The sequence below is a fragment of the Pseudomonas sp. SWRI111 genome (genome assembly GCF_014268555.1).
Lineage (GTDB): Bacteria > Pseudomonadota > Gammaproteobacteria > Pseudomonadales > Pseudomonadaceae > Aquipseudomonas > Aquipseudomonas hamedanensis.
This window is the reverse complement of record NZ_JABWQQ010000009.1, coordinates 139,383-156,831: the sequence shown is the minus strand read 5'-3', so window position 1 is coordinate 156,831 and position 17,449 is coordinate 139,383. Positions and strand designations below refer to the sequence as shown.

The 17,449-nt window shown below is 60.1% G+C and carries 20 protein-coding genes; 14 read left to right on the top strand and 6 right to left on the bottom strand.

What is annotated here, in order from left to right:
• Positions 1 to 167 precede the first annotated feature (167 nt).
• The 4 genes from HU755_RS13225 (at position 168) to HU755_RS13210 (ending at position 4,475) form a co-directional block, all read left to right on the top strand.
• Entirely contained in the window at positions 168 to 881 is a 714-nt protein-coding gene (locus HU755_RS13225) for a GntR family transcriptional regulator (protein WP_186633240.1), read from the top strand.
• Complete coding sequence (locus tag HU755_RS13220) at positions 878 to 1,876, top strand: ADP-ribosylglycohydrolase family protein (RefSeq protein WP_186633237.1); 999 nt, start codon at positions 878 to 880, stop codon at positions 1,874 to 1,876. Before HU755_RS13225 ends, HU755_RS13220 begins: the two co-directional genes overlap by 4 nt.
• A 210-nt stretch (positions 1,877 to 2,086) precedes the next feature.
• On the top strand, positions 2,087 to 3,553 hold the full coding sequence (locus HU755_RS13215; protein WP_186633234.1) for a cytosine permease: 1,467 nt from the start codon (positions 2,087 to 2,089) through the stop codon (positions 3,551 to 3,553).
• Positions 3,546 to 4,475 carry a PfkB family carbohydrate kinase gene (locus tag HU755_RS13210; RefSeq protein WP_186633231.1) on the top strand — a complete coding sequence of 310 codons (930 nt, stop codon included), beginning with the start codon at positions 3,546 to 3,548 and terminating at the stop codon, positions 4,473 to 4,475. The genes HU755_RS13215 and HU755_RS13210 overlap by 8 nt, the downstream gene beginning before the upstream one ends.
• A gap of 106 nt (positions 4,476 to 4,581) precedes the next feature.
• Here the strand turns inward: HU755_RS13210 and HU755_RS13205 are convergent, their stop codons facing one another.
• The 5 genes from HU755_RS13205 to HU755_RS13185 all read right to left on the bottom strand — a co-directional run bounded on the left by HU755_RS13205 (position 4,582) and on the right by HU755_RS13185 (position 7,726).
• Positions 4,582 to 4,962: a Rho termination factor N-terminal domain-containing protein gene (locus HU755_RS13205; protein WP_186546990.1), complete on the bottom strand. Its 381-nt coding sequence runs from the start codon at positions 4,960 to 4,962 to the stop codon at positions 4,582 to 4,584.
• Positions 4,963 to 5,043: 81 nt separating this feature from the next.
• A complete protein-coding gene (locus tag HU755_RS13200) occupies positions 5,044 to 5,298 on the bottom strand; it encodes a hypothetical protein (protein WP_186546991.1) in 255 nt (84 codons plus the stop codon).
• A 44-nt stretch (positions 5,299 to 5,342) separates the two neighbouring features.
• Complete coding sequence (locus HU755_RS13195) at positions 5,343 to 5,684, bottom strand: hypothetical protein (protein ID WP_186623887.1); 342 nt, start codon at positions 5,682 to 5,684, stop codon at positions 5,343 to 5,345.
• Between the two features lie 25 nt (positions 5,685 to 5,709).
• Positions 5,710 to 6,963, bottom strand: a complete 1,254-nt coding sequence (locus HU755_RS13190; RefSeq protein WP_186633228.1) for an MFS transporter — start codon at positions 6,961 to 6,963, stop codon at positions 5,710 to 5,712.
• A gap of 109 nt (positions 6,964 to 7,072) precedes the next feature.
• Positions 7,073 to 7,726, bottom strand: a complete 654-nt coding sequence (locus HU755_RS13185) for an HD domain-containing protein (protein WP_186633225.1) — start codon at positions 7,724 to 7,726, stop codon at positions 7,073 to 7,075.
• Between the two features lie 137 nt (positions 7,727 to 7,863).
• On the opposite strand from HU755_RS13185, the gene HU755_RS13180 reads away from it, so the two are divergent.
• The 10 genes from HU755_RS13180 (at position 7,864) to HU755_RS13135 (ending at position 16,364) form a co-directional block, all read left to right on the top strand.
• The gene (locus HU755_RS13180) at positions 7,864 to 8,343 is read left to right on the top strand and encodes a GNAT family N-acetyltransferase (RefSeq protein WP_186546994.1); all 480 of its coding nucleotides are present in this window, start codon (positions 7,864 to 7,866) and stop codon (positions 8,341 to 8,343) included.
• A gap of 158 nt (positions 8,344 to 8,501) precedes the next feature.
• Positions 8,502 to 9,164 (top strand): hypothetical protein, encoded by a 663-nt coding sequence (locus HU755_RS13175; RefSeq protein WP_186633222.1) that lies wholly within the window; start codon positions 8,502 to 8,504, stop codon positions 9,162 to 9,164.
• Positions 9,161 to 9,655, top strand: a complete 495-nt coding sequence (locus HU755_RS13170; protein WP_186546996.1) for a PAAR domain-containing protein — start codon at positions 9,161 to 9,163, stop codon at positions 9,653 to 9,655. Before HU755_RS13175 ends, HU755_RS13170 begins: the two co-directional genes overlap by 4 nt.
• 6 nt (positions 9,656 to 9,661) lie before the next feature.
• Complete coding sequence (locus tag HU755_RS13165) at positions 9,662 to 10,396, top strand: alpha/beta hydrolase (RefSeq protein WP_186633219.1); 735 nt, start codon at positions 9,662 to 9,664, stop codon at positions 10,394 to 10,396.
• Between the two features lie 5 nt (positions 10,397 to 10,401).
• Positions 10,402 to 10,899 (top strand): hypothetical protein, encoded by a 498-nt coding sequence (locus HU755_RS13160; RefSeq protein WP_186633216.1) that lies wholly within the window; start codon positions 10,402 to 10,404, stop codon positions 10,897 to 10,899.
• 296 nt (positions 10,900 to 11,195) lie between these two features.
• Positions 11,196 to 12,185 carry a 2-dehydro-3-deoxygalactonokinase gene (locus tag HU755_RS13155; RefSeq protein WP_186633213.1) on the top strand — a complete coding sequence of 330 codons (990 nt, stop codon included), beginning with the start codon at positions 11,196 to 11,198 and terminating at the stop codon, positions 12,183 to 12,185.
• Positions 12,186 to 12,204: 19 nt separating this feature from the next.
• Positions 12,205 to 12,825: a 2-dehydro-3-deoxy-6-phosphogalactonate aldolase gene (locus tag HU755_RS13150; RefSeq protein ID WP_186633210.1), complete on the top strand. Its 621-nt coding sequence runs from the start codon at positions 12,205 to 12,207 to the stop codon at positions 12,823 to 12,825.
• A 46-nt stretch (positions 12,826 to 12,871) separates the two neighbouring features.
• Positions 12,872 to 14,020: a galactonate dehydratase gene (gene dgoD / locus HU755_RS13145; RefSeq protein ID WP_007908327.1), complete on the top strand. Its 1,149-nt coding sequence runs from the start codon at positions 12,872 to 12,874 to the stop codon at positions 14,018 to 14,020.
• A gap of 169 nt (positions 14,021 to 14,189) precedes the next feature.
• Positions 14,190 to 15,500: an MFS transporter gene (locus tag HU755_RS13140; RefSeq protein WP_186547001.1), complete on the top strand. Its 1,311-nt coding sequence runs from the start codon at positions 14,190 to 14,192 to the stop codon at positions 15,498 to 15,500.
• A gap of 60 nt (positions 15,501 to 15,560) precedes the next feature.
• On the top strand, positions 15,561 to 16,364 hold the full coding sequence (locus HU755_RS13135; RefSeq protein WP_186633208.1) for an IclR family transcriptional regulator: 804 nt from the start codon (positions 15,561 to 15,563) through the stop codon (positions 16,362 to 16,364).
• A gap of 11 nt (positions 16,365 to 16,375) precedes the next feature.
• Here HU755_RS13135 and HU755_RS13130 read toward each other — a convergent pair whose 3' ends face one another.
• The gene (locus HU755_RS13130; RefSeq protein ID WP_186547003.1) at positions 16,376 to 17,428 is read right to left on the bottom strand and encodes an NAD(P)-dependent alcohol dehydrogenase; all 1,053 of its coding nucleotides are present in this window, start codon (positions 17,426 to 17,428) and stop codon (positions 16,376 to 16,378) included.
• Positions 17,429 to 17,449 lie beyond the last annotated feature (21 nt).

The following is a 17,449-nucleotide window of genomic DNA, read 5'->3' as shown; positions in this document are numbered from 1 at the left end:
AGTGAGCCTGCTCGCGATAGCATCCTTTCAGCCACATTGATGCTGGATGTGCTGACGTAATCGCGAGCAGGCTCACTCCTACAGGGATCGCGCTACTCTCCTCCTTCTGTCACCTTCCCTCAAATATCCCTTGCCCGCCACCCGCCGTTTCGGTTATCAATTTGTACATGATTAGACAGGTACGATTTGACAAGAAAAAAAGGGTGGTCGACGAGCTCGTTCGACGCATCGAAAGCGGCCTGATGGAGGATGGCTTTCTGTTGCCCGGCGAACACCAGTTGGCTCAAGAATTCCAGGTCAGCCGTGGCACGCTGCGCGAAGCGCTGGCCGAACTGAAGCGGCGCAATTACATCGCCACGCAAAGCGGGGTTGGCTCGATCGTCACCTACGACGGTGTTGCCCTCGACCAGCGCAGCGGCTGGGCGCAGGCGCTGGCCGACAGCGGGGCGCTGATCAACACTGAAGTGTTGCGCCTCGAAGCCGTGACCCGTCCGGATCTGCTGGTGCGGTTCGGCACCGATCAATTCATTACCCTCGACCGTCGCCGGCGCGCCACCGACGGTACGCTGGTGTCTCTGGAACGTTCATTGATGCCGGCCAACGGCGGCCTGGAAAGCCTGCCGCGCGTCGGTCTGATCGACAATTCCCTGACCATCACCCTGGCCGCCTACGGCTACATCGGCGAGCGCGGCGATCAGTGGATCGGCGCCGAGCCGCTGAACGCCGAAGACGCCGAACTGCTTGGCCGTCCGGTCGGCACGGTGTTTCTCAAAGCCCTGCGCACCACGTACGACCGGCAGAACCGTTTCATGGAACAGGTCGAAAGCCTGCTCGACCCGGTGCATTTTCGTCTGCACCTGCAATTTGGAGAATCGCAATGACCACGCTCAACCGTGCGCTTGGCGCTTTTTATGGTCTGGCCCTGGGTGATGCGCTCGGCATGCCGACCCAATCGCTGGACCGCGAAACCATCAAAAGCCGTTTTGGCCAGATCACCGATCTGCAGGACGCCGGACCGCTGCAACCGATCGCCGCGAACATGCCCAAAGGCTCGATCACCGACGACACCGAACAGGCAATCCTGGTTGGCGAGTTGCTGGTCGAAGGCCAGGGCCGCATCGAGCCGGCCATCCTCGCCCAGCGCTTGATCGAATGGGAAGCCGAGATGCAGGCCAAAGGCTCGCAGGATTTGCTCGGCCCCTCGACCAAACGTGCCATTGAAATGATCCTCGCCGGCCATTCGCCCGAAGAAGCCGGGCGCTATGGCACCACCAACGGCGCGGCGATGCGGATTACCCCGGTCGGCATTGCGGCGAATGTCGCTGATACCGGGAATTTTATCGCGGCCGTGGTGCAAGCCTGTCAGGTGACTCACAACACCACACTGGGGATTTCCAGTGCGGCGGCGGTGGCGGCGGTGGTGTCCGCTGGTATCAATGGCGTCGATCTGGGCGAGGCGTTGAACCTCGGTCAGCACATTGCCCAGCAAGCCGAAGCCCACGGACACTGGGTGGCGGGTGGGCGCATCGCCTCCCGGATCAGTTGGGCGCGCAGCATCAGCGTCGACAGCGATAAGGCATTGCTTGCCGACCTGCTCTACGACGTGATTGGCACGTCGGTGGCGTCGCAGGAGTCGGTGGTGGTTTCATTCGCGCTGGCCCAACAAGTGGCCATTGGTGAGATGAGCGCATTCGAAGCGCTGTGCATGGCCGCCAGTCTGGGGGGCGACACGGATACCATCGCGGCGATTCTCGGGGCGATGCTCGGCGCCTGTCTGGGGCTTGAGTGTTGGCCTGTGCCGATGATTGAAACGGTGAAAGCGGTTAATCATCTTGAGCTTGAGCCGTTGGTGCAGGGGCTGCTGGCCTTGCGTTGATAGGGCTGCCGCCTTCGCGAGCAAGCTCGCTCCCACATTGGATTTGTGGCGTTCACATACCCTGTGGGAGCGAGCTTGCTCGCGAAGGCCGCACCGCATAGTCGAATACTTAACCCGCAATGGATCGCACAGACAGGCCTCGGAAGGCCAATGGTCATGTCGTTTTGCATCATTGCCACAACCACAAAAAAGGCAAACAGGAGCACGTTCATGAGTTCAACCACCACCGGGCAAAGCGTCGGGCAGCTGGAAACCCGCGGCATCGAGCCCGTGCCGGAAGCCGAGTGCAACGGCCATCCGCTGCAGCTGTTCTGGGTCTGGTTCGCCGCCAATATTTCCATTCTCGGCCTGCCGTTGGGTGCGACGCTGGTGGCGTTTCGCGGTCTGGCGATCTGGCAGGCGATCATCGTCGCCATTCTCGGCGCGGCCGGTTCGTTTGCCGTGGTCGGGATCATCTCCATCGCCGGCCGTCGTGGCCGCGCACCAAGCCTGACGCTGTCCCGCGCGATCTTCGGGGTACGCGGCAACATCGGCCCGACACTGGTCTCGCTGATGTCGCGGCTGGGCTGGGAAACCGTCAACACCACCACGGCGGCGTTTGTGCTGCTGTCGCTGTGTTCGATGCTGTTCGGCTCGCCGGTGGAAGCCAAAAGCGCGCCGTTGCTGACACTGCTCTTCATCGCGATTTTCGTGCTGCTGACGTTAGCGGTGTCCGGCCTTGGCCACGCGACCTTGCTGGTAATCCAGAAATGGGCGACCTACGTGTTCGGCGCGCTGAACATTCTGGTCGGCGGTTTTCTCTGCGCAACCATCGACTGGAGCGCAGTGTTCAATGCCACGCCGGCGCCGCTGAGCGCGATGATCATCGGCATCGGCACCATGGCCGCCGGCACCGGGATCGGCTGGGCCAATGCCGGCGCGGACATGTCGCGCTATCAGCACCGCAGCGTCAAAGCCGTGCGGCTGGTGGCGTCGGCAGCGTTCGGCGCAGGCATTCCGCTGGTGCTGCTGATTACCCTCGGCGGCTTGCTCTCGGTGGGCAACAGCGACCTGGCGTCAGCGACTGACCCGATCGTGGCCATACGCGACATGTTGCCGACGTGGATGGCCGTGCCGTACTTGATCACCGCGTTCGGCGGTCTGCTGCTGTCGAACAACCTGTCGGTGTACTCGGCCGGTCTGACTACGCTGACCCTTGGCCTCAAGGTCAAGCGCGTCTACGCAGTGGTGGTCGACATCGTCGCGATCTTCGCCGGTTCGATCTACTTCATGCTGATCGCTGACAGCTTTTACGGCCCGTTCATCACCTTCATTTCCCTGTTGGCCGTGCCGATTACCGCATGGGTCGGGATCTTCGTGGTCGATCTGATTCACCGTCATTACTACAGTCCGCAAGACCTGCTCGACGTCAGTCCTCGCAGCGCCTACTGGTACAGCGGTGGCATCGAGTGGCGTGCATTCGGCGCCTGGGCCATTGCCATCGTGCTGGGGTTCAGCTTCACCACCATCGGCACCACCGCCGAGAACGTCTGGTTCAAGGGCTTTCTGTCCGACTCGTGGCTGGGCCATAACGGCCTCGGCTGGATCGTGACGTTCGTTGTGGCCGGTGGCATTTACTTCCTCCTCGGCGGGGCGAAGGATCGCCGCGCCGCGCCAACCGAGAATGCCCATGCCTAAGCTGTTGCACACCGGCCAGGTCATCATCGACCTGGTCATGGCCGTGGAAAAACTGCCGCAGATCGGCGGTGATGTACTGGCGCAGTCGGCCGGATTCGAAGCGGGTGGCGGGTTCAATGTGATGGCGGCGGCGGCGCGCAATGGCTTGCCGGTGGTTTATCTGGGTCGCCACGGCAGCGGGCGTTTCGGCGACCTGGCGCGCCAGGCGATGAACGCCGAAGGCATTCGCATCGGCATCCGTAAACCGGCGCTGCGCGATACCGGCCTGTGTGTGGCGCTGACCGATGCGTCGGCCGAGCGCAGTTTCATTTCGTACATCGGCGCAGAAGGCGAGGTGACCGAGGAGGATCTGAACAGCGTCGCTGCCGAGGCCGGCGACTACGTTTATCTCAGCGGTTACAGCTTGCTCCACGCCGGCAAGGCCCAGGCGTTGCTCGACTGGACGCAGGCATTGCCGGCAACGGTTCACGTGGTATTCGATCCCGGGCCGTTGGTGGAATCGCCGGATTCGCCGCTGATGCAGGCGCTGCTGCCGCGCATCGATGTGTGGACCAGCAACAGCGTCGAGGCGCTGCGTTTTACCGGTGCCGAGGACATCGCTGTTGCGCTGGATCGTCTCGCCGGGCATCTGCCGGCCAACGTGCTGATGGTGGTGCGCGACGGGCCGCAAGGCTGCTGGATTCATCAGGCCGGCGAGCGTCGCCACGTACCTGGTTTTGCCGTGCACGCAGTGGACAGTAACGGGGCTGGCGATGCTCATGCCGGGGTGTTTATAGCGGGATTGGCGCGAGGGCTGGATGCACCGGAAGCGGCGCGGCGGGCGAATGCCGCGGCGGCGCTGGCCGTGACGCGCTGGGGGCCGGCGACTGCGCCGGGGGCGGCTGAGGTGGATGCGTTTATCCGCGAGTCCTGCGGTGGCTGATCATTAGCTATCGCGAGCAGGCTCACTCCTACAGGGGGAACGCTTTCCAACTGTAGGAGTGAGCCTGCTCGCGATAGGGCCATTAAATACACTGAAGTACCCGGACCTAGCCAGCCTTGCGCAACGCCTCAATCAACTCCTGCTTACGCATCGAAGACCGCCCCGGAATGTTCTTCGCCCGGGCTTCCTTCATTAAACTGTCAACGGTCTGCGCGTCCTTCGAAGTCTCGCTGTTGCGCGAGTGCCCCTTGCGACTGGCCACCGCGCGCCGCGATGACTCCTTGCGATCTTCAGACTTGGCGCTGGCTGGTTTCTTGCGTCCCGAGCCGCCGGATTTCTCGCCGCCGCCCGATTGCTTGTTGACGGTCGCCCAGGCCCGCGCTTCGGCCTCATCTGTGGACACGCCTTTTTTCTCGTAGCTGTCTTCGATGTGCTCGGCCTTGCGCTTTTGCTCGGCGGTGTATTTGTCTTTGCTGCCACGAGGCATGGGATTTCTCCTTGCATCGGTAGGTGAAGTTCACTGCCGGCGCTGGCGCAACGCGCGCAAGCACCGACAGGGTCACATGGCTCAGCTGTCGAGTTTGCGCGCCGCTTCAACCCCGGCGGCGCTGAGCTTGATCGGCAGGTTCAACGACTGTTCACCGGCCTCGCCGCAGGTCACATGGCCGTGGTGAATCAGCCCGCGCTCCTGTAGCGCCGCGAGGGTATCGGCGACGACTTTCTCGCCGCGATAATTGTCCAGGACTTCTTTGCCCAAGCCATCGGGATGCGCATGCAGCAGGCGGGTGAGGACTTCTTTTTCCAAGTCTTTGTCGACGTTCATGGTTACCTCTTCAGGGGAGTGAACAGGACGCTCGCGTCGGCGAACTATTGACCGGCACCTTCGGAACCCGAGCCACCGGTGGTGGTTTTCGAGCCGGTGCCCGGCCCGGCGTTATCGGGCGCAGCCGGCGCGTCAGGCGTGTTCATGCCGCCCTGGCGTCCAGGGTCGCTGCCTTGGGTGCGCGGGTCAGTGCCCGTTGCCGGCGGCTGATTGATCAGCGGCACGCCAGAGCCATCGGTGTTTATGCCGGGGGCGCTGTTGATGGCCGGGGCTCGCGGTGGCGTCGGATCGGTAGGGCCAGTGCCCGCTGCCGTGGACGAGGCGGCGAACACCGCGGGGCAGAGCAGGGCGCTGAAGACGAAAGCAGTCAACCTTGACGGGATCATAGGGCTTCTCCAGTAATTGGAATCCTTACCCTTTTTTGGTCAGCCCTGATGGCGGATTGGTGCCTGAGGATCGACGAACGGTCTGGCTCAGCGTTGCGGCCTTGACCTCAAACCGCCGCCATGAGAGACGGCCCAGCGTGATCAGCCAGTTTGCCGACGCCACCGCCAATAGCGCGAGCAGCAATGTCGTCACGCCGTGTTCGACAATGATTTGGCCGGCGAGAAAGGGGAAGCCGAACACGCCGACGAAGTAGCAAAGGCTGAACAGCAGCAACGCCTGCGAGGTCGTGCCGGCCGGTGCCTCGTTGGCGGCCAGTGCATTGATCACTGAATACGTCAGGCCGTAACCGACGCCAAGCATCACCGCTGCCAGCAGGTAACTCAATGCGCTGTGCACACCGAACGCAAACAAAACAATCGAACCGAGCATCAGCCCCGATAACAGGCACGACGCGCGCAGCGGATCACGTTTGACCACAAACCCTGCGATCAACATCCGACTGCCGATCGCCGCAGTCATGAAGCCGAAAAAGAACAGCGAATAATCCAGCGAACGGTCGGCGGCATAGCTTGTCTGGAAACTGGACAGACCGCCGAACACGCAACCGCCCAGACCGACCATGACGATGGGGAACAGTGCGCGCGAGCCGAGGACTTGTGTGGTCGCTCGCCAAGTGATTTTCGCTGCCGAAGGGGCTTGTGTGCTGTTCAGTCTGGCACCGAGTCGCCAGAACAACAGGACACCGATAAGGCTCGCCAGCGCGGCCAGGTAAAACGCCGAAGTCACCGGCCAGTTCAGAGCACCGGCAGCGCGTCCGAGCAAGGGGCCGCTGCCGATCCCCGTCATCATGCTGCCGGACAGCAAGGCGAAATATTTTGCCCGTTGCGTCGGTGTCACCAGACTGGCGACGATGATCGGTCCCAAGGTGTAGAACACCCCCCAACCCAGTCCCAGTAGAAGGCCAAAAAACAGCAGCAGATGACCGAAGCCCGGCGTCATCGCAAAGCCCAGACTCGCCGCTACCAGCAACAGCCCCAAGAGGGCGATCGAACGCGCCGCCCCTAACAGATCCGACAAATGTCCGGACCCCAGCACCGCGATAAAGGTGCTAAGCATCGCCGCCGAAATGACACGGCCTGCGTCGTGTTCATTGCCGCCACGCGCACCGATCAACAGCGACAGCAAAAACGTCGAGCCATACGACAATGACAACAGATAACTGGCGAGGCAGAACATGCCGAACAATTTGCCCGACACTTGAGGTGTTGAATGCGGCATGACGCGCTTTCCTTGAGCGGCGAGTTAACGTCATCTGTTTAACACGTCGGGCGTGCGCGTCAGGTGCGAGGTTGATAAAGTCAGGATCGCCGTTTGCCGGAGTAAAGGTTCAGACGATGCCGATCTCTTCCTTCAATTGCTCCATGAAACCCTTCAGGCGTTGATGGCGAATCTGTGCCAGACGCTGGCCGGCCGCGGTCTGGAAACCGTCGGCGAGGTGCAGCAGTTTGGTCTGGAAATGATCGAGGCAAAAACGCGTGTCGTCGTAATCACGTTCACGCGCTAGCGGATCCTGCGGGTCATACAGCGCCGCGCCCATGCGCCCGGCAACGTAGAAGGTACGCGCAACGCCAAGCATGCCCAGCGAATCGAGACGGTCGGCGTCCTGGACGATTTTTGCCTCAAGCGTCAACGGGGTGATGTTGGCGGAGAAACTGTGGGCTTCGATGGCGTGGGCGACGCTGGCGATTTTCTCGCGGGGCCAGTTCATTTCCTTCAGCACGGATGAAGCTTTGTCCGCTGCCAGACGTGAAGCCTGCGAGCGTAGCGGGGAATTTTTCTCGACCGATACGCAATCATGGAGGAGCACGGCTGCCAGCAAAACTTCGAGATCGCCGCCTTCTGTTTCATGCAGGGTGCGGGCGTTGTGCCAGACCCGTTGCAGGTGGGCGAGGTCGTGGGCGCCGTCGTCCGAGGGTTCCAGAGCGTGTGGCAGCAACTGCGTCGAAAGTGCCTCCAACGGCACAAAACATTTAACGGTCATAAGCATCCTTTCAAATTGTGCAATATCTACTGTGGGAGCGGCGTTCATGAAATCGGGCAGGTTAGTATGTCTTGCCATGTGACGTGCGCCGCTGCGCGCCTTAGTATGGCGCTTTAATTTCCCCACAAGGCCCGTCCATGACGATCGAAATCCGCCCGGCGACCCCCAGCGATGCACCGCAGATCCTCGCCTTCATCACCGAACTGGCCGATTTTGAAAAGGCTCGCCACGAAGTCATCGCCAGCGTCGCCGACATCGAGCGCAGCCTGTTCGGCGAAGGTGCTACCGCCCATGGTCTGATCTGTCTTCGCGACGGCTTGCCGATCGGTTTCGCGGTGTTCTTCTTCAGTTATTCGACCTGGCTGGGCAGCAACTGCCTGTACCTCGAAGACCTTTACATTACTCCTGAGCAACGCGGCGGCGGCGCCGGCAAAACCTTGCTGCGCCACTTGGCAAAAATCGCCTGCGACAACGACTGCGGCCGCTTCGAATGGAGCGTGCTGGAGTGGAACACCCCAGCGATCGAATTCTACAAATCCCTCGGAGCGCAACCGCAGGAAGAATGGGTGAGGTATCGCATGGATGGCAAGGTGTTGAGGGAGTTTGCCGAGGGTTGAACAAATGATGGCAATCCAATGCTGATTCGGTTGTCGCCACCGCTCTAGTCCGGCATCCTGTGCGCCATTTTTGCGCGCTCACGGACGACACCTGCAATGCCTCTGGCAAAATTTCTCCGCGCCTGCGGAGCGCTCGCTGCGTCAATGAGTGACCAGCAATGAGCGGTCTACAGGCCTCAATGCGCCTGTATGGCCTGGTGAAAAATACCGGGTCTACTGACGACCCAAAACGACAGGCTGTCGAAATTCTCTGCATGGCCCAGCGCACTGGCGGCATGGCTATCCGGGCTTTCGTGTCGCGGCTTGATGCCGAGTTGATGACGCGCAGTGCCGGACTTGGCGATTACCGCGTGGTAGCGCTGAGAACCTTCGATCCAACGGCGATTATCGACGCCCATCAAGGCTGGCTGATGCTGCACATCTGTTGCGGCTTCGTCGCTCTCGCCGGCCATTCTCTGTTGAAGAACGGTGCGTTGATCCCGATGGGCTGGCACGTCTATTCCGAAATTGGCCGGTGGACGTCCGGGCATCATCTGGACCTCGGCGTGCAAATGGGCGACTTGCTGCAATCGACTTATGAGCGCAATCACCTGCGTAACTACAACGCCTGGCTCAACGAACTGGATGATGCAACGCCTGCCGATTTGAAGTGGCAAGCCGACGAAGCCTGGCGTGCCGTGCAAACCGCAACATCACCTGAAAGCCGTGAGCATTGTCACGCTCTGTTCGACCCGGTCGACAATCGCTGGCGCTTTGCCGCGACCGACATCGACATCTATCAGCCATCCCCGGCACCCCTTAAGCAAGGAGCTTTGAATTGAGTGGTAAACCCGCAGCACGCGTCACCGACCCGACCGCTTGCCCACTGCCAGGACACGGCACCAACCCGATCGTCTCCGGCTCGCCGGACGTGTTTTTCGATGGCCTCGCTGCTGCACGCATGACCGATAAATCAGCGTGTGGCAGCCCGATTACCGGAGCGGTCTCCGGCACCGTCTTCATTAACGGCCTCAACGCCGCGATGCTCGACAGTACTGGCGGGCATGGCAACGTCGTGATCGGTGGCTCGGGCACGGTGATCATCGGCCAGAGCGGCGGAGGGGCAGCGTTTAGTGGGCTGTTGCCGATGCCGGTGCATTTCACTGACAGGTTGCAAGTGACGAATGAAGCGACCGGAGAGCCAGTGCCTTATCACGCCTACACCATTGAACGGGGTGACGGAAGCGAGGAACACGGTGTTACCGATGCGAACGGATTCACGCATATGGTCAGCTCGCACGTGGCGGAAACCATCAAATTATTCGTGGAGTGATTGGTCATGTCCGAAGTCAGCGCACCTACTGAAACACCTCATGCGAAGAGGGAAGTAAAGGCACACACACTTACTTGCAAGACCGATCAGACCAATAAGCAGGTTGCTATATCTCTGCGGAACTTTGTTGTGTTTTTTATTGGTGGTGCTGGAGATCAGGAAAGTTATTATTTCAGCGGTCCAAATAATAACGTCGACGCCGTGCGGGAAATTTTCATTAGAGATGCCAAAGCGTTGAATTTTCCTGTGGGAAAATTCGAGTCGTGGCCTCTCGGTTATAATGATTTCATTACTGATAAAGACCTGTCTGAAAAGGTACTGGCGAAGATCCCGGACTGCTCAACCGCTGTGTATATTGTGGGTCATAGTCTGGGAGGTTGGAATGGCGCTCACCTTTCAGCCACTCTCACGGAGAAAGGCTATACAGTCAGAATGTTATTGACCATCGATCCGGTTGGCGAAGGTGTAATGGTGTGGGGCATTTCCAATATCTACAGGTTGCCACCCAAGCCCAAGGCTCAGTACTGGGTCAATATTCGCGCCGCACCGAAGATAACAAACGTATCAGATACAGTTGCAAGTTTTGGTGAGCAATGGAAAATCTCTACCGGGCCGAATGTAATGGGGCGGGTAAACGTGAATCATGCGGATGCCAATATTATGTATTTGCGACCGTTGGATAACGGGAAAACTGCTCGTCAGATTTTCAATGAGTCGGTTTTGAGCTTTTTCAAGGAGTGAGCATCGTGTCCCGATTTTTTTTGATGCTTTTATTGCTCATATGCTCTGCATGTTCGATGAATCATGGCAAGCCGGCTGCGAAATTGTCTTATTCCGGAGTTGAAGAGTTGGAAGATACCGGAATCTATCAGGTTCGCTTTCGCGCCGATGTGGAGATTCTCGAGTTGTTCAAATCACATATCAGCCAAGGGTTGGTATGCGCTGTGGATGATGATCTGGACTTTTCTGTCGCGCACCAGATAAAACGCTCCGGTTTTGGCCTTGTTGAGCGCGATGAGAGGGGGAAGGCAAACGAGTACAAGGCCGACGTCATTTTCAGAGAGTCGACCGGGAAAAAGGGCGCGGAGATCTTTCCTGAGGGGGCAGTACTCAGTCGTTGGTTTATGAAAAGACCTTTTATTTCCTGCGTATTCCGCGTTCATACGACTCCTTACAAAACGTATTTTTCCGAAATCATGCGTGTGCCATCCGCTGATCTGGCGCGAGCAATCAACAGGGAATAACCCTTCGTTCAAGTGGGCTTCTTGTCTGGCGACAGGAAGCCTGATGTCGATCACTCTTCTGCCGCCTGCCAATTGCCGCTGAGCGATTCATCCAGCGTTGTCGTACGGAAATCCTGAAGACCCCGGCTTTTTCTTTGTCGAATTCAGCGGATCAGGATTTTTATGCCCGTAGACAAGAAAAGCTTGCTACTCGCCTATATCCCATTATGTGGGATTGATATTTATATATTGAGATTTTCCTTCCCTCGGGTTTATAGTCCATCGCACTCACTGCCAAAAACAAAACAGGTGAAGCGATGCAGGCGCAATTGATCGCGCTCGATTGGGGGACGACCTCATTACGTGCTTACAAACTCGCGGCGGACGGTGTGGTGCTGGAGCAGCGTGCGCTGTCGTCCGGGATCATGCAGTTGCCCAAGACCCCAAGAATCATTCGCGGGCGCGAATGCGCCGACGGCTTTGAACTGGCCTTCGACGAGGCCTGCGGTGACTGGCTCGACGCGCAGCCGAATCTGCCGGTGATCGCTTGCGGCATGGTCGGCAGTGCGCAGGGCTGGCGCGAAGCGGCCTACTGCGAGACGCCGGCCGACGTCGCCCATCTCGGAAACTCCCTACAAACCGTTGTCAGTCTTCGCGGTACGTCCGTGCACATCGTGCCGGGTGTGATTCAGCGTTCGCGTCTGCCGAACGTGATGCGCGGCGAAGAGACCCAAGTGCTTGGGGTCCTGCAAAGCCTGCCGGCCGAGTCTGGTAACGACTTGCTGATCGGCCTGCCGGGCAGCCACTCGAAGTGGGTGGAAGTGGTCGATGGGCGTATCACCCATTTCGACACCTTCATGACCGGCGAAGTCTTCGCCGTCCTCAGCGAGCACAGCATTCTCGGGCGTACCCAGCAGCCGAGCGCGACCTTCGATGCGCAGGCGTTTGACCGCGGCGTGCAGATTGCCCTGTCGACAGATGCTGAGCTGGGCGTGTTGTCGACCTTGTTCAGCGCCCGCACCCTCGGCCTGACCGGTGAACTGAGCCCGACCGCTCAGCCGGACTATCTGTCCGGCCTGATGATCGGCCATGAGCTGGCCGCGCTCGCCAACGTCCAACGGCGTCGGCGCAACAACCCGAATCTTCCTGCGATCGTGCTCATTGGCAATGCGCAATTGTGTATCCGCTACCGCCGTGCCCTCGACGCCTGCGGTTTCGCCACGGTGACCCTGGCCGAGCAAGCCACCGAGCGTGGTTTGTGGCAACTGGCGCTGGCCGCCGGGCTGATCGAATCCTCATCCCGTTAACCCTGATTGGAGGCCTGACATGCTCAAGCAAGCATTGGCGCAAAACGGTCTGATCGCGATCCTGCGTGGCCTGCAACCGCAGGAAGCTGCCGCGGTCGGAGAAGTCCTGTATGCAGCCGGATTTCGCGTCATCGAAGTACCGCTCAATTCCCCATCGCCGTACGAAAGTATCCGCATCCTGCGCCAGACGTTGCCCGCCGATTGCCTGATCGGTGCCGGAACCGTTCTTTCACCCGAGCAGGTCGCACAAGTAAAAGAGGCCGGCGGCCAGGTAATCGTCATGCCGCACAGCGATGCCAAGGTGTTGCGCGCGGCGAAAGCGGCGGGGCTCTACCTGTCGCCGGGTGTGGCCACGCCGACTGAAGCGTTCGCGGCGCTGGCGGAGGGCGCGGACATTCTCAAGCTGTTCCCGGCCGAGCAGATGGGCCCGGCGGTCGTCAAAGCCTGGCTCGCGGTGTTGCCCGCGGGCACGGTACTGGCACCGGTCGGTGGCATCACGCCGGACAACATGCAGGTGTTTATCGATGCCGGGGTAAAAGGTTTCGGCCTCGGTTCCGGCCTGTTCAAGCCAGGCATGACGCCCGAGCAGGTTGCGGTCAACGCCAAGGCCTACGTGGCCGCGTGGAAAGCGCTTCGCTAAGACTTTTTGGCGCCGCGTGCGCTGCATCAATAAGAGAGACAAAAAGATGAAAATCACCAAACTCACGACCTTCATCGTTCCACCGCGCTGGTGCTTCCTCAAGGTCGAAACCGACGAAGGTGTGACCGGTTGGGGCGAGCCCGTGGTGGAAGGGCGGGCGCACACGGTGGCCGCTGCCGTGGAAGAATTGTCCGACTACCTGATCGGCAAAGACCCACGCAATATCGAAGACATCTGGACCGTGCTCTATCGCGGCGGCTTCTACCGCGGCGGCGCGATTCACATGAGCGCACTGGCCGGTATCGATCAGGCGTTGTGGGACATCAAGGGCAAGGCCCTCGGGGTTTCGGTCAGTGACCTGCTCGGTGGTCAGGTGCGCGACAAGATTCGTGTCTATTCGTGGATCGGCGGCGACCGTCCGGCTGACACCGCGCGTGCGGCGAAAGAGGCTGTGAGCCGGGGTTTCACCGCAGTGAAAATGAACGGCACCGAAGAACTGCAGTTCCTCGACACCTTTGAGAAAGTCGACCTCGCCTTGGCCAACGTCGCCGCCGTGCGTGATGCCGTCGGGCCGAACGTCGGCATCGGCGTCGATTTCCATGGTCGTGTGCACAAGCCGATGGCCAAGGTGCTGATGAAGGAACTCGACCCTTACAAACTGATGTTTATCGAAGAGCCGGTGCTCAGCGAAAACTACGAAGCGTTGAAAGAACTCGCCCCCCTGACCAGTACGCCGATAGCCCTTGGCGAGCGGCTGTTCTCGCGCTGGGACTTTAAACGGGTGTTGAGTGAAGGCTACGTCGACATCATCCAGCCGGACGCCTCCCACGCCGGCGGCATCACCGAGACCCGCAAGATCGCCAACATGGCCGAAGCCTACGACGTAGCGCTGGCGCTGCATTGCCCGCTGGGGCCGATTGCGCTGGCGGCCTGTTTGCAATTGGACGCGGCTTGTTACAACGCGTTTATCCAGGAGCAGAGCCTGGGCATCCATTACAACGAGAGCAACGATTTGCTCGACTACGTGAAGGACCCGCGCGTGTTCGATTACGACAAGGGCTTCGTGAAGATTCCGAACGGCCCGGGGCTGGGCATCGAGATCAACGAGGAATATGTGATCGAGCGCGCGGCCGTCGGCCACCGCTGGCGCAACCCGATCTGGCGCCACGCCGATGGCAGCTTTGCCGAGTGGTGAGTCTTTGAATCATCGCTAGCCCCTGTGGGAGGGGGCTTGCTCCCGAATGCGGTGTGCCATTCAGCGTATTCTTCGGCAGGTACACCGCATTCGCGAGCAAGCCCGCTCCCACAGGATTCGGTTCAAGTCTTAAGACTGTCCTCAACAAACATAAAAAGAGGCATCTCTCATGCAAACGCACACCCTCACCGGGCAGGCGTCTTTAGTCACGCCTAGCCGCAAGCGTTTTTTCATCATGGTGTTGCTGTTTATCACCGTGGTCATCAACTACCTGGACCGCAGCAACCTGTCGATTGCCGCGCCGGCGCTGACCAGTGAGCTGGGCATCGATCCGGTTCACGTCGGTCTGATCTTCTCCGCTTTCGGCTGGACCTACGCCGCCATGCAGATTCCCGGCGGCTGGCTGGTCGACCGCGTGCCGCCGCGGATCCTCTATAGCGTGGCGCTGCTGCTGTGGTCAGTGGCCACGGTGATGCTCGGTTTCGTCAGCAGTTTCATCGCGCTGTTCGTGCTGCGCATGGCCGTCGGAGCGCTGGAAGCGCCGGCGTATCCGATCAACAGCCGCGTGGTGACGACCTGGTTCCCCGAGCGTGAACGCGCCACGGCAATTGGTTTCTACACGTCCGGGCAGTTCGTCGGTCTGGCCTTCCTGACACCGGTACTGGCCTGGCTGCAACACACATTCGGCTGGCACATGGTTTTCGTTGTGACTGGCGCGGTCGGCATTCTCTGGGCGGTGATCTGGTACGCGGTGTATCGCGAGCCGCGCGATTTCAAGGGCGCCAACGAAGCAGAAATCGATCTGATCCGCGAGGGTGGCGGGCTGGTCGATATCCAGGCCGAGACGGCCAGGGTCAAAGCCAAATTCAGCTGGACCGATCTCGGCGTCGTTCTCAGCAAGCGCAAGTTGTGGGGCATCTACCTCGGCCAGTTCTGCCTGAATTCGACGCTGTGGTTTTTCCTCACGTGGTTTCCGACCTACCTGGTGAAATACCGCGGCATGGACTTCATCAAGTCCGGCCTGCTGGCGTCGCTGCCGTTTCTCGCCGCGTTCGTGGGTGTGCTGTGTTCGGGATTCTTTTCCGACTTCCTGATCCGCCGTGGCTACAGCGTGGGCTTCGCACGTAAATTGCCGATCATTGGTGGCCTGCTGATTTCGACCTCGATCATCGGCGCCAACTTCGTTGAGTCGACGCCGCTGGTGATTGCCTTTCTTGCGCTGGCATTTTTCGGTAACGGTCTGGCGTCGATCACGTGGTCGCTGGTCTCGACACTGGCCCCGGCCCGTCTGCTTGGCCTGACCGGTGGCGTGTTCAACTTCATCGGCAACTTGTCGGCGATTGCCACGCCGATCGTCATCGGCTTCCTTGCCAGCGGTGATTCGTTCGCTCCGGCCATCACCTACATCGCTGTGCTCGCGCTGGTCGGCGCTTTGTCCTACGTGCTGCTGGTGGGTAAGGTCGAGCGTATCGAGTTGTAGTGCTCAGCATCGGGCGACCATAATGCCGCCCGTTCCCTCGCTCAACGGTAAAGGCTGGATATGCAGGAAGACGCTCCGGAAAAAACCAGGGAGGCCGCGCCCACCGGCACCCAGACACTGCTGCGTGGCCTCGGTGTGGTGCAGGCCGTCGCCAGCGGCGCCCGTGATCTCAAGGAAATTGCCCGGCTGATCGGTACCACGCGCAGCACCACCCATCGCCTGGCCAGTTGCCTGGTCGACGAACGCTACCTGCGTGTGGTGCCGCAGATCGGTTATCTGCTCGGGCCGAAGCTGATCGAGCTGGGCTTTCAGGCACGCGAAGAGTTACCGTTGGTGACTTTGGCCGGACCGTACCTGAACGAGTTGTCGGCGCTGACCGGCGACACCGTGCATCTGGGCATCCGCGAAGGCGACGAAGTGCTGTATCTGTTGAAGAATCCTGGACGCAATGGTCCGGAGATGCGTTCACGGGTCGGCCATCGCATGCCGCTGGTGCGCACCGGGATCGGCAAGGCGTTGATGCTTGATGACTCGCCGCAGGATTGGCAACGCCTGTACGACATCAGCCTGCCGGCGGGTGGGAAAAGTCAGTTCTGGCCGCAGCATCCCCAGCAGTCGTGGGAGCAGCTCGAGCAGCGTATGACCGAATACGTGGCGGGCGGCTACGCGTTCGATCTGGAAGACAACGAACCGTCGATCCGCTGCGTGGCGGCGCCGATTCGCGATGCGAGCAAGGGTATTGTCGCGGCGATCAGTATCGCCAGCACCGTGCCGTACATGCCGCTGGAAAAGATGGCCGAGTTGATTCCCCTGCTTAAAGGGGTCACAACCCGGCTGTCGGCGGAGCTGGGCTTGAAGGTATAAGCCTTGAAGGTTTAAGCCTTCAGCGTCGCCATGTCGATGACGAAGCGGTATTTCACGTCACCGGCAATCATCCGCGCGTAGGCTTCGTTGATCTGGCGGATGTCGAGCATTTCGATGTCGCAGGTGATGTTGTGCTCGGCGCAGAAATCCAGCACTTCCTGGGTTTCGGCGACACCGCCGATCAGGGAACCGGCCAGCACACGACGGCTCATCACCAGTTTGCCGGCGTGGACCGGTGGGTTAACTGGCTCGATCAGACCGACCAGAATGTGCACGCCGTCAAACCGCAGGGTGTCGAGGTACGGATTGAGATCGTGCTGCACCGGAATGGTGTCGAGCAGGAAATCGAAATACCCGGCGGCGGCTTTCATCTGCTCGGCGTCGGTGGAGACGATTACATGATCGGCGCCCTGACGACGGCCTTCCTCGGCTTTGCTCGCCGAACGGGTGAACAGGGTCACTTCCGCGCCCATGGCTTTGGCAAACTTGATGCCCATGTGGCCCAGACCACCCATGCCAAGAATCCCGACCTTGTCGCCGGCTTTGACACCGTAGTGCTTGAGCGGCGAGTAGGTGGTGATGCCGGCGCAGAGAATTGGCGCGGCGCTGGCCAGTGCCAGTTTTTCCGGAATGCGCACCACAAAGTGTTCGCTGACGACGATGCTGTCCGAATAACCGCCCATGGTGTTGCTGCCGTCCACCCGGTCTGGCGTGGCGTAGGTCATGGTCGGGCCTTCGAGGCAATATTGCTCCAGATTCGACTGGCAGGCTTCGCAGGTGCGGCAAGAGTCGACCATGCAGCCGACACCGACCAGATCGCCTACTTTATGCCGGGTGACATTCGCACCGACAGCGGTGACTTTTCCGACGATCTCGTGGCCGGGCATCAGCGGATAAACGGCGATTCCCCATTCATTGCGCGCCTGATGGATGTCGGAATGGCAGACGCCGCAGTAGAGAATTTCGATCGCCACGTCATCGGCCCGTGGGCTGCGGCGTTCGAATTTCATCGGGGCGAGGGGCGTGGTGGCCGATTGGGCGGCATAGCCGATGGCGGTGTACATGAGTGACCTCGCAAAAGCAGT

Bases quoted from the DNA above. Each gene is read 5' to 3' on its own strand.
- HU755_RS13195 (WP_186623887.1), bottom strand. From the start codon at position 5,684: ATGATCCCGTCAAGGTTGACTGCTTTCGTCTTCAGCGCCCTGCTCTGC.
- HU755_RS13225 (WP_186633240.1), top strand. From the start codon at position 168: ATGATTAGACAGGTACGATTTGACAAGAAAAAAAGGGTGGTCGACGAG.
- HU755_RS13165 (WP_186633219.1), top strand. From the start codon at position 9,662: ATGTCCGAAGTCAGCGCACCTACTGAAACACCTCATGCGAAGAGGGAA.
- HU755_RS13175 (WP_186633222.1), top strand. From the start codon at position 8,502: ATGAGCGGTCTACAGGCCTCAATGCGCCTGTATGGCCTGGTGAAAAAT.
- HU755_RS13150 (WP_186633210.1), top strand. From the start codon at position 12,205: ATGCTCAAGCAAGCATTGGCGCAAAACGGTCTGATCGCGATCCTGCGT.
- HU755_RS13155 (WP_186633213.1), top strand. From the start codon at position 11,196: ATGCAGGCGCAATTGATCGCGCTCGATTGGGGGACGACCTCATTACGT.
- HU755_RS13130 (WP_186547003.1), bottom strand. From the start codon at position 17,428: ATGTACACCGCCATCGGCTATGCCGCCCAATCGGCCACCACGCCCCTC.
- HU755_RS13220 (WP_186633237.1), top strand. From the start codon at position 878: ATGACCACGCTCAACCGTGCGCTTGGCGCTTTTTATGGTCTGGCCCTG.
- HU755_RS13200 (WP_186546991.1), bottom strand. From the start codon at position 5,298: ATGAACGTCGACAAAGACTTGGAAAAAGAAGTCCTCACCCGCCTGCTG.
- HU755_RS13215 (WP_186633234.1), top strand. From the start codon at position 2,087: ATGAGTTCAACCACCACCGGGCAAAGCGTCGGGCAGCTGGAAACCCGC.
- HU755_RS13190 (WP_186633228.1), bottom strand. From the start codon at position 6,963: ATGCCGCATTCAACACCTCAAGTGTCGGGCAAATTGTTCGGCATGTTC.
- HU755_RS13205 (WP_186546990.1), bottom strand. From the start codon at position 4,962: ATGCCTCGTGGCAGCAAAGACAAATACACCGCCGAGCAAAAGCGCAAG.
- HU755_RS13210 (WP_186633231.1), top strand. From the start codon at position 3,546: ATGCCTAAGCTGTTGCACACCGGCCAGGTCATCATCGACCTGGTCATG.
- HU755_RS13180 (WP_186546994.1), top strand. From the start codon at position 7,864: ATGACGATCGAAATCCGCCCGGCGACCCCCAGCGATGCACCGCAGATC.
- HU755_RS13135 (WP_186633208.1), top strand. From the start codon at position 15,561: ATGCAGGAAGACGCTCCGGAAAAAACCAGGGAGGCCGCGCCCACCGGC.
- HU755_RS13140 (WP_186547001.1), top strand. From the start codon at position 14,190: ATGCAAACGCACACCCTCACCGGGCAGGCGTCTTTAGTCACGCCTAGC.
- dgoD (WP_007908327.1), top strand. From the start codon at position 12,872: ATGAAAATCACCAAACTCACGACCTTCATCGTTCCACCGCGCTGGTGC.
- HU755_RS13185 (WP_186633225.1), bottom strand. From the start codon at position 7,726: ATGACCGTTAAATGTTTTGTGCCGTTGGAGGCACTTTCGACGCAGTTG.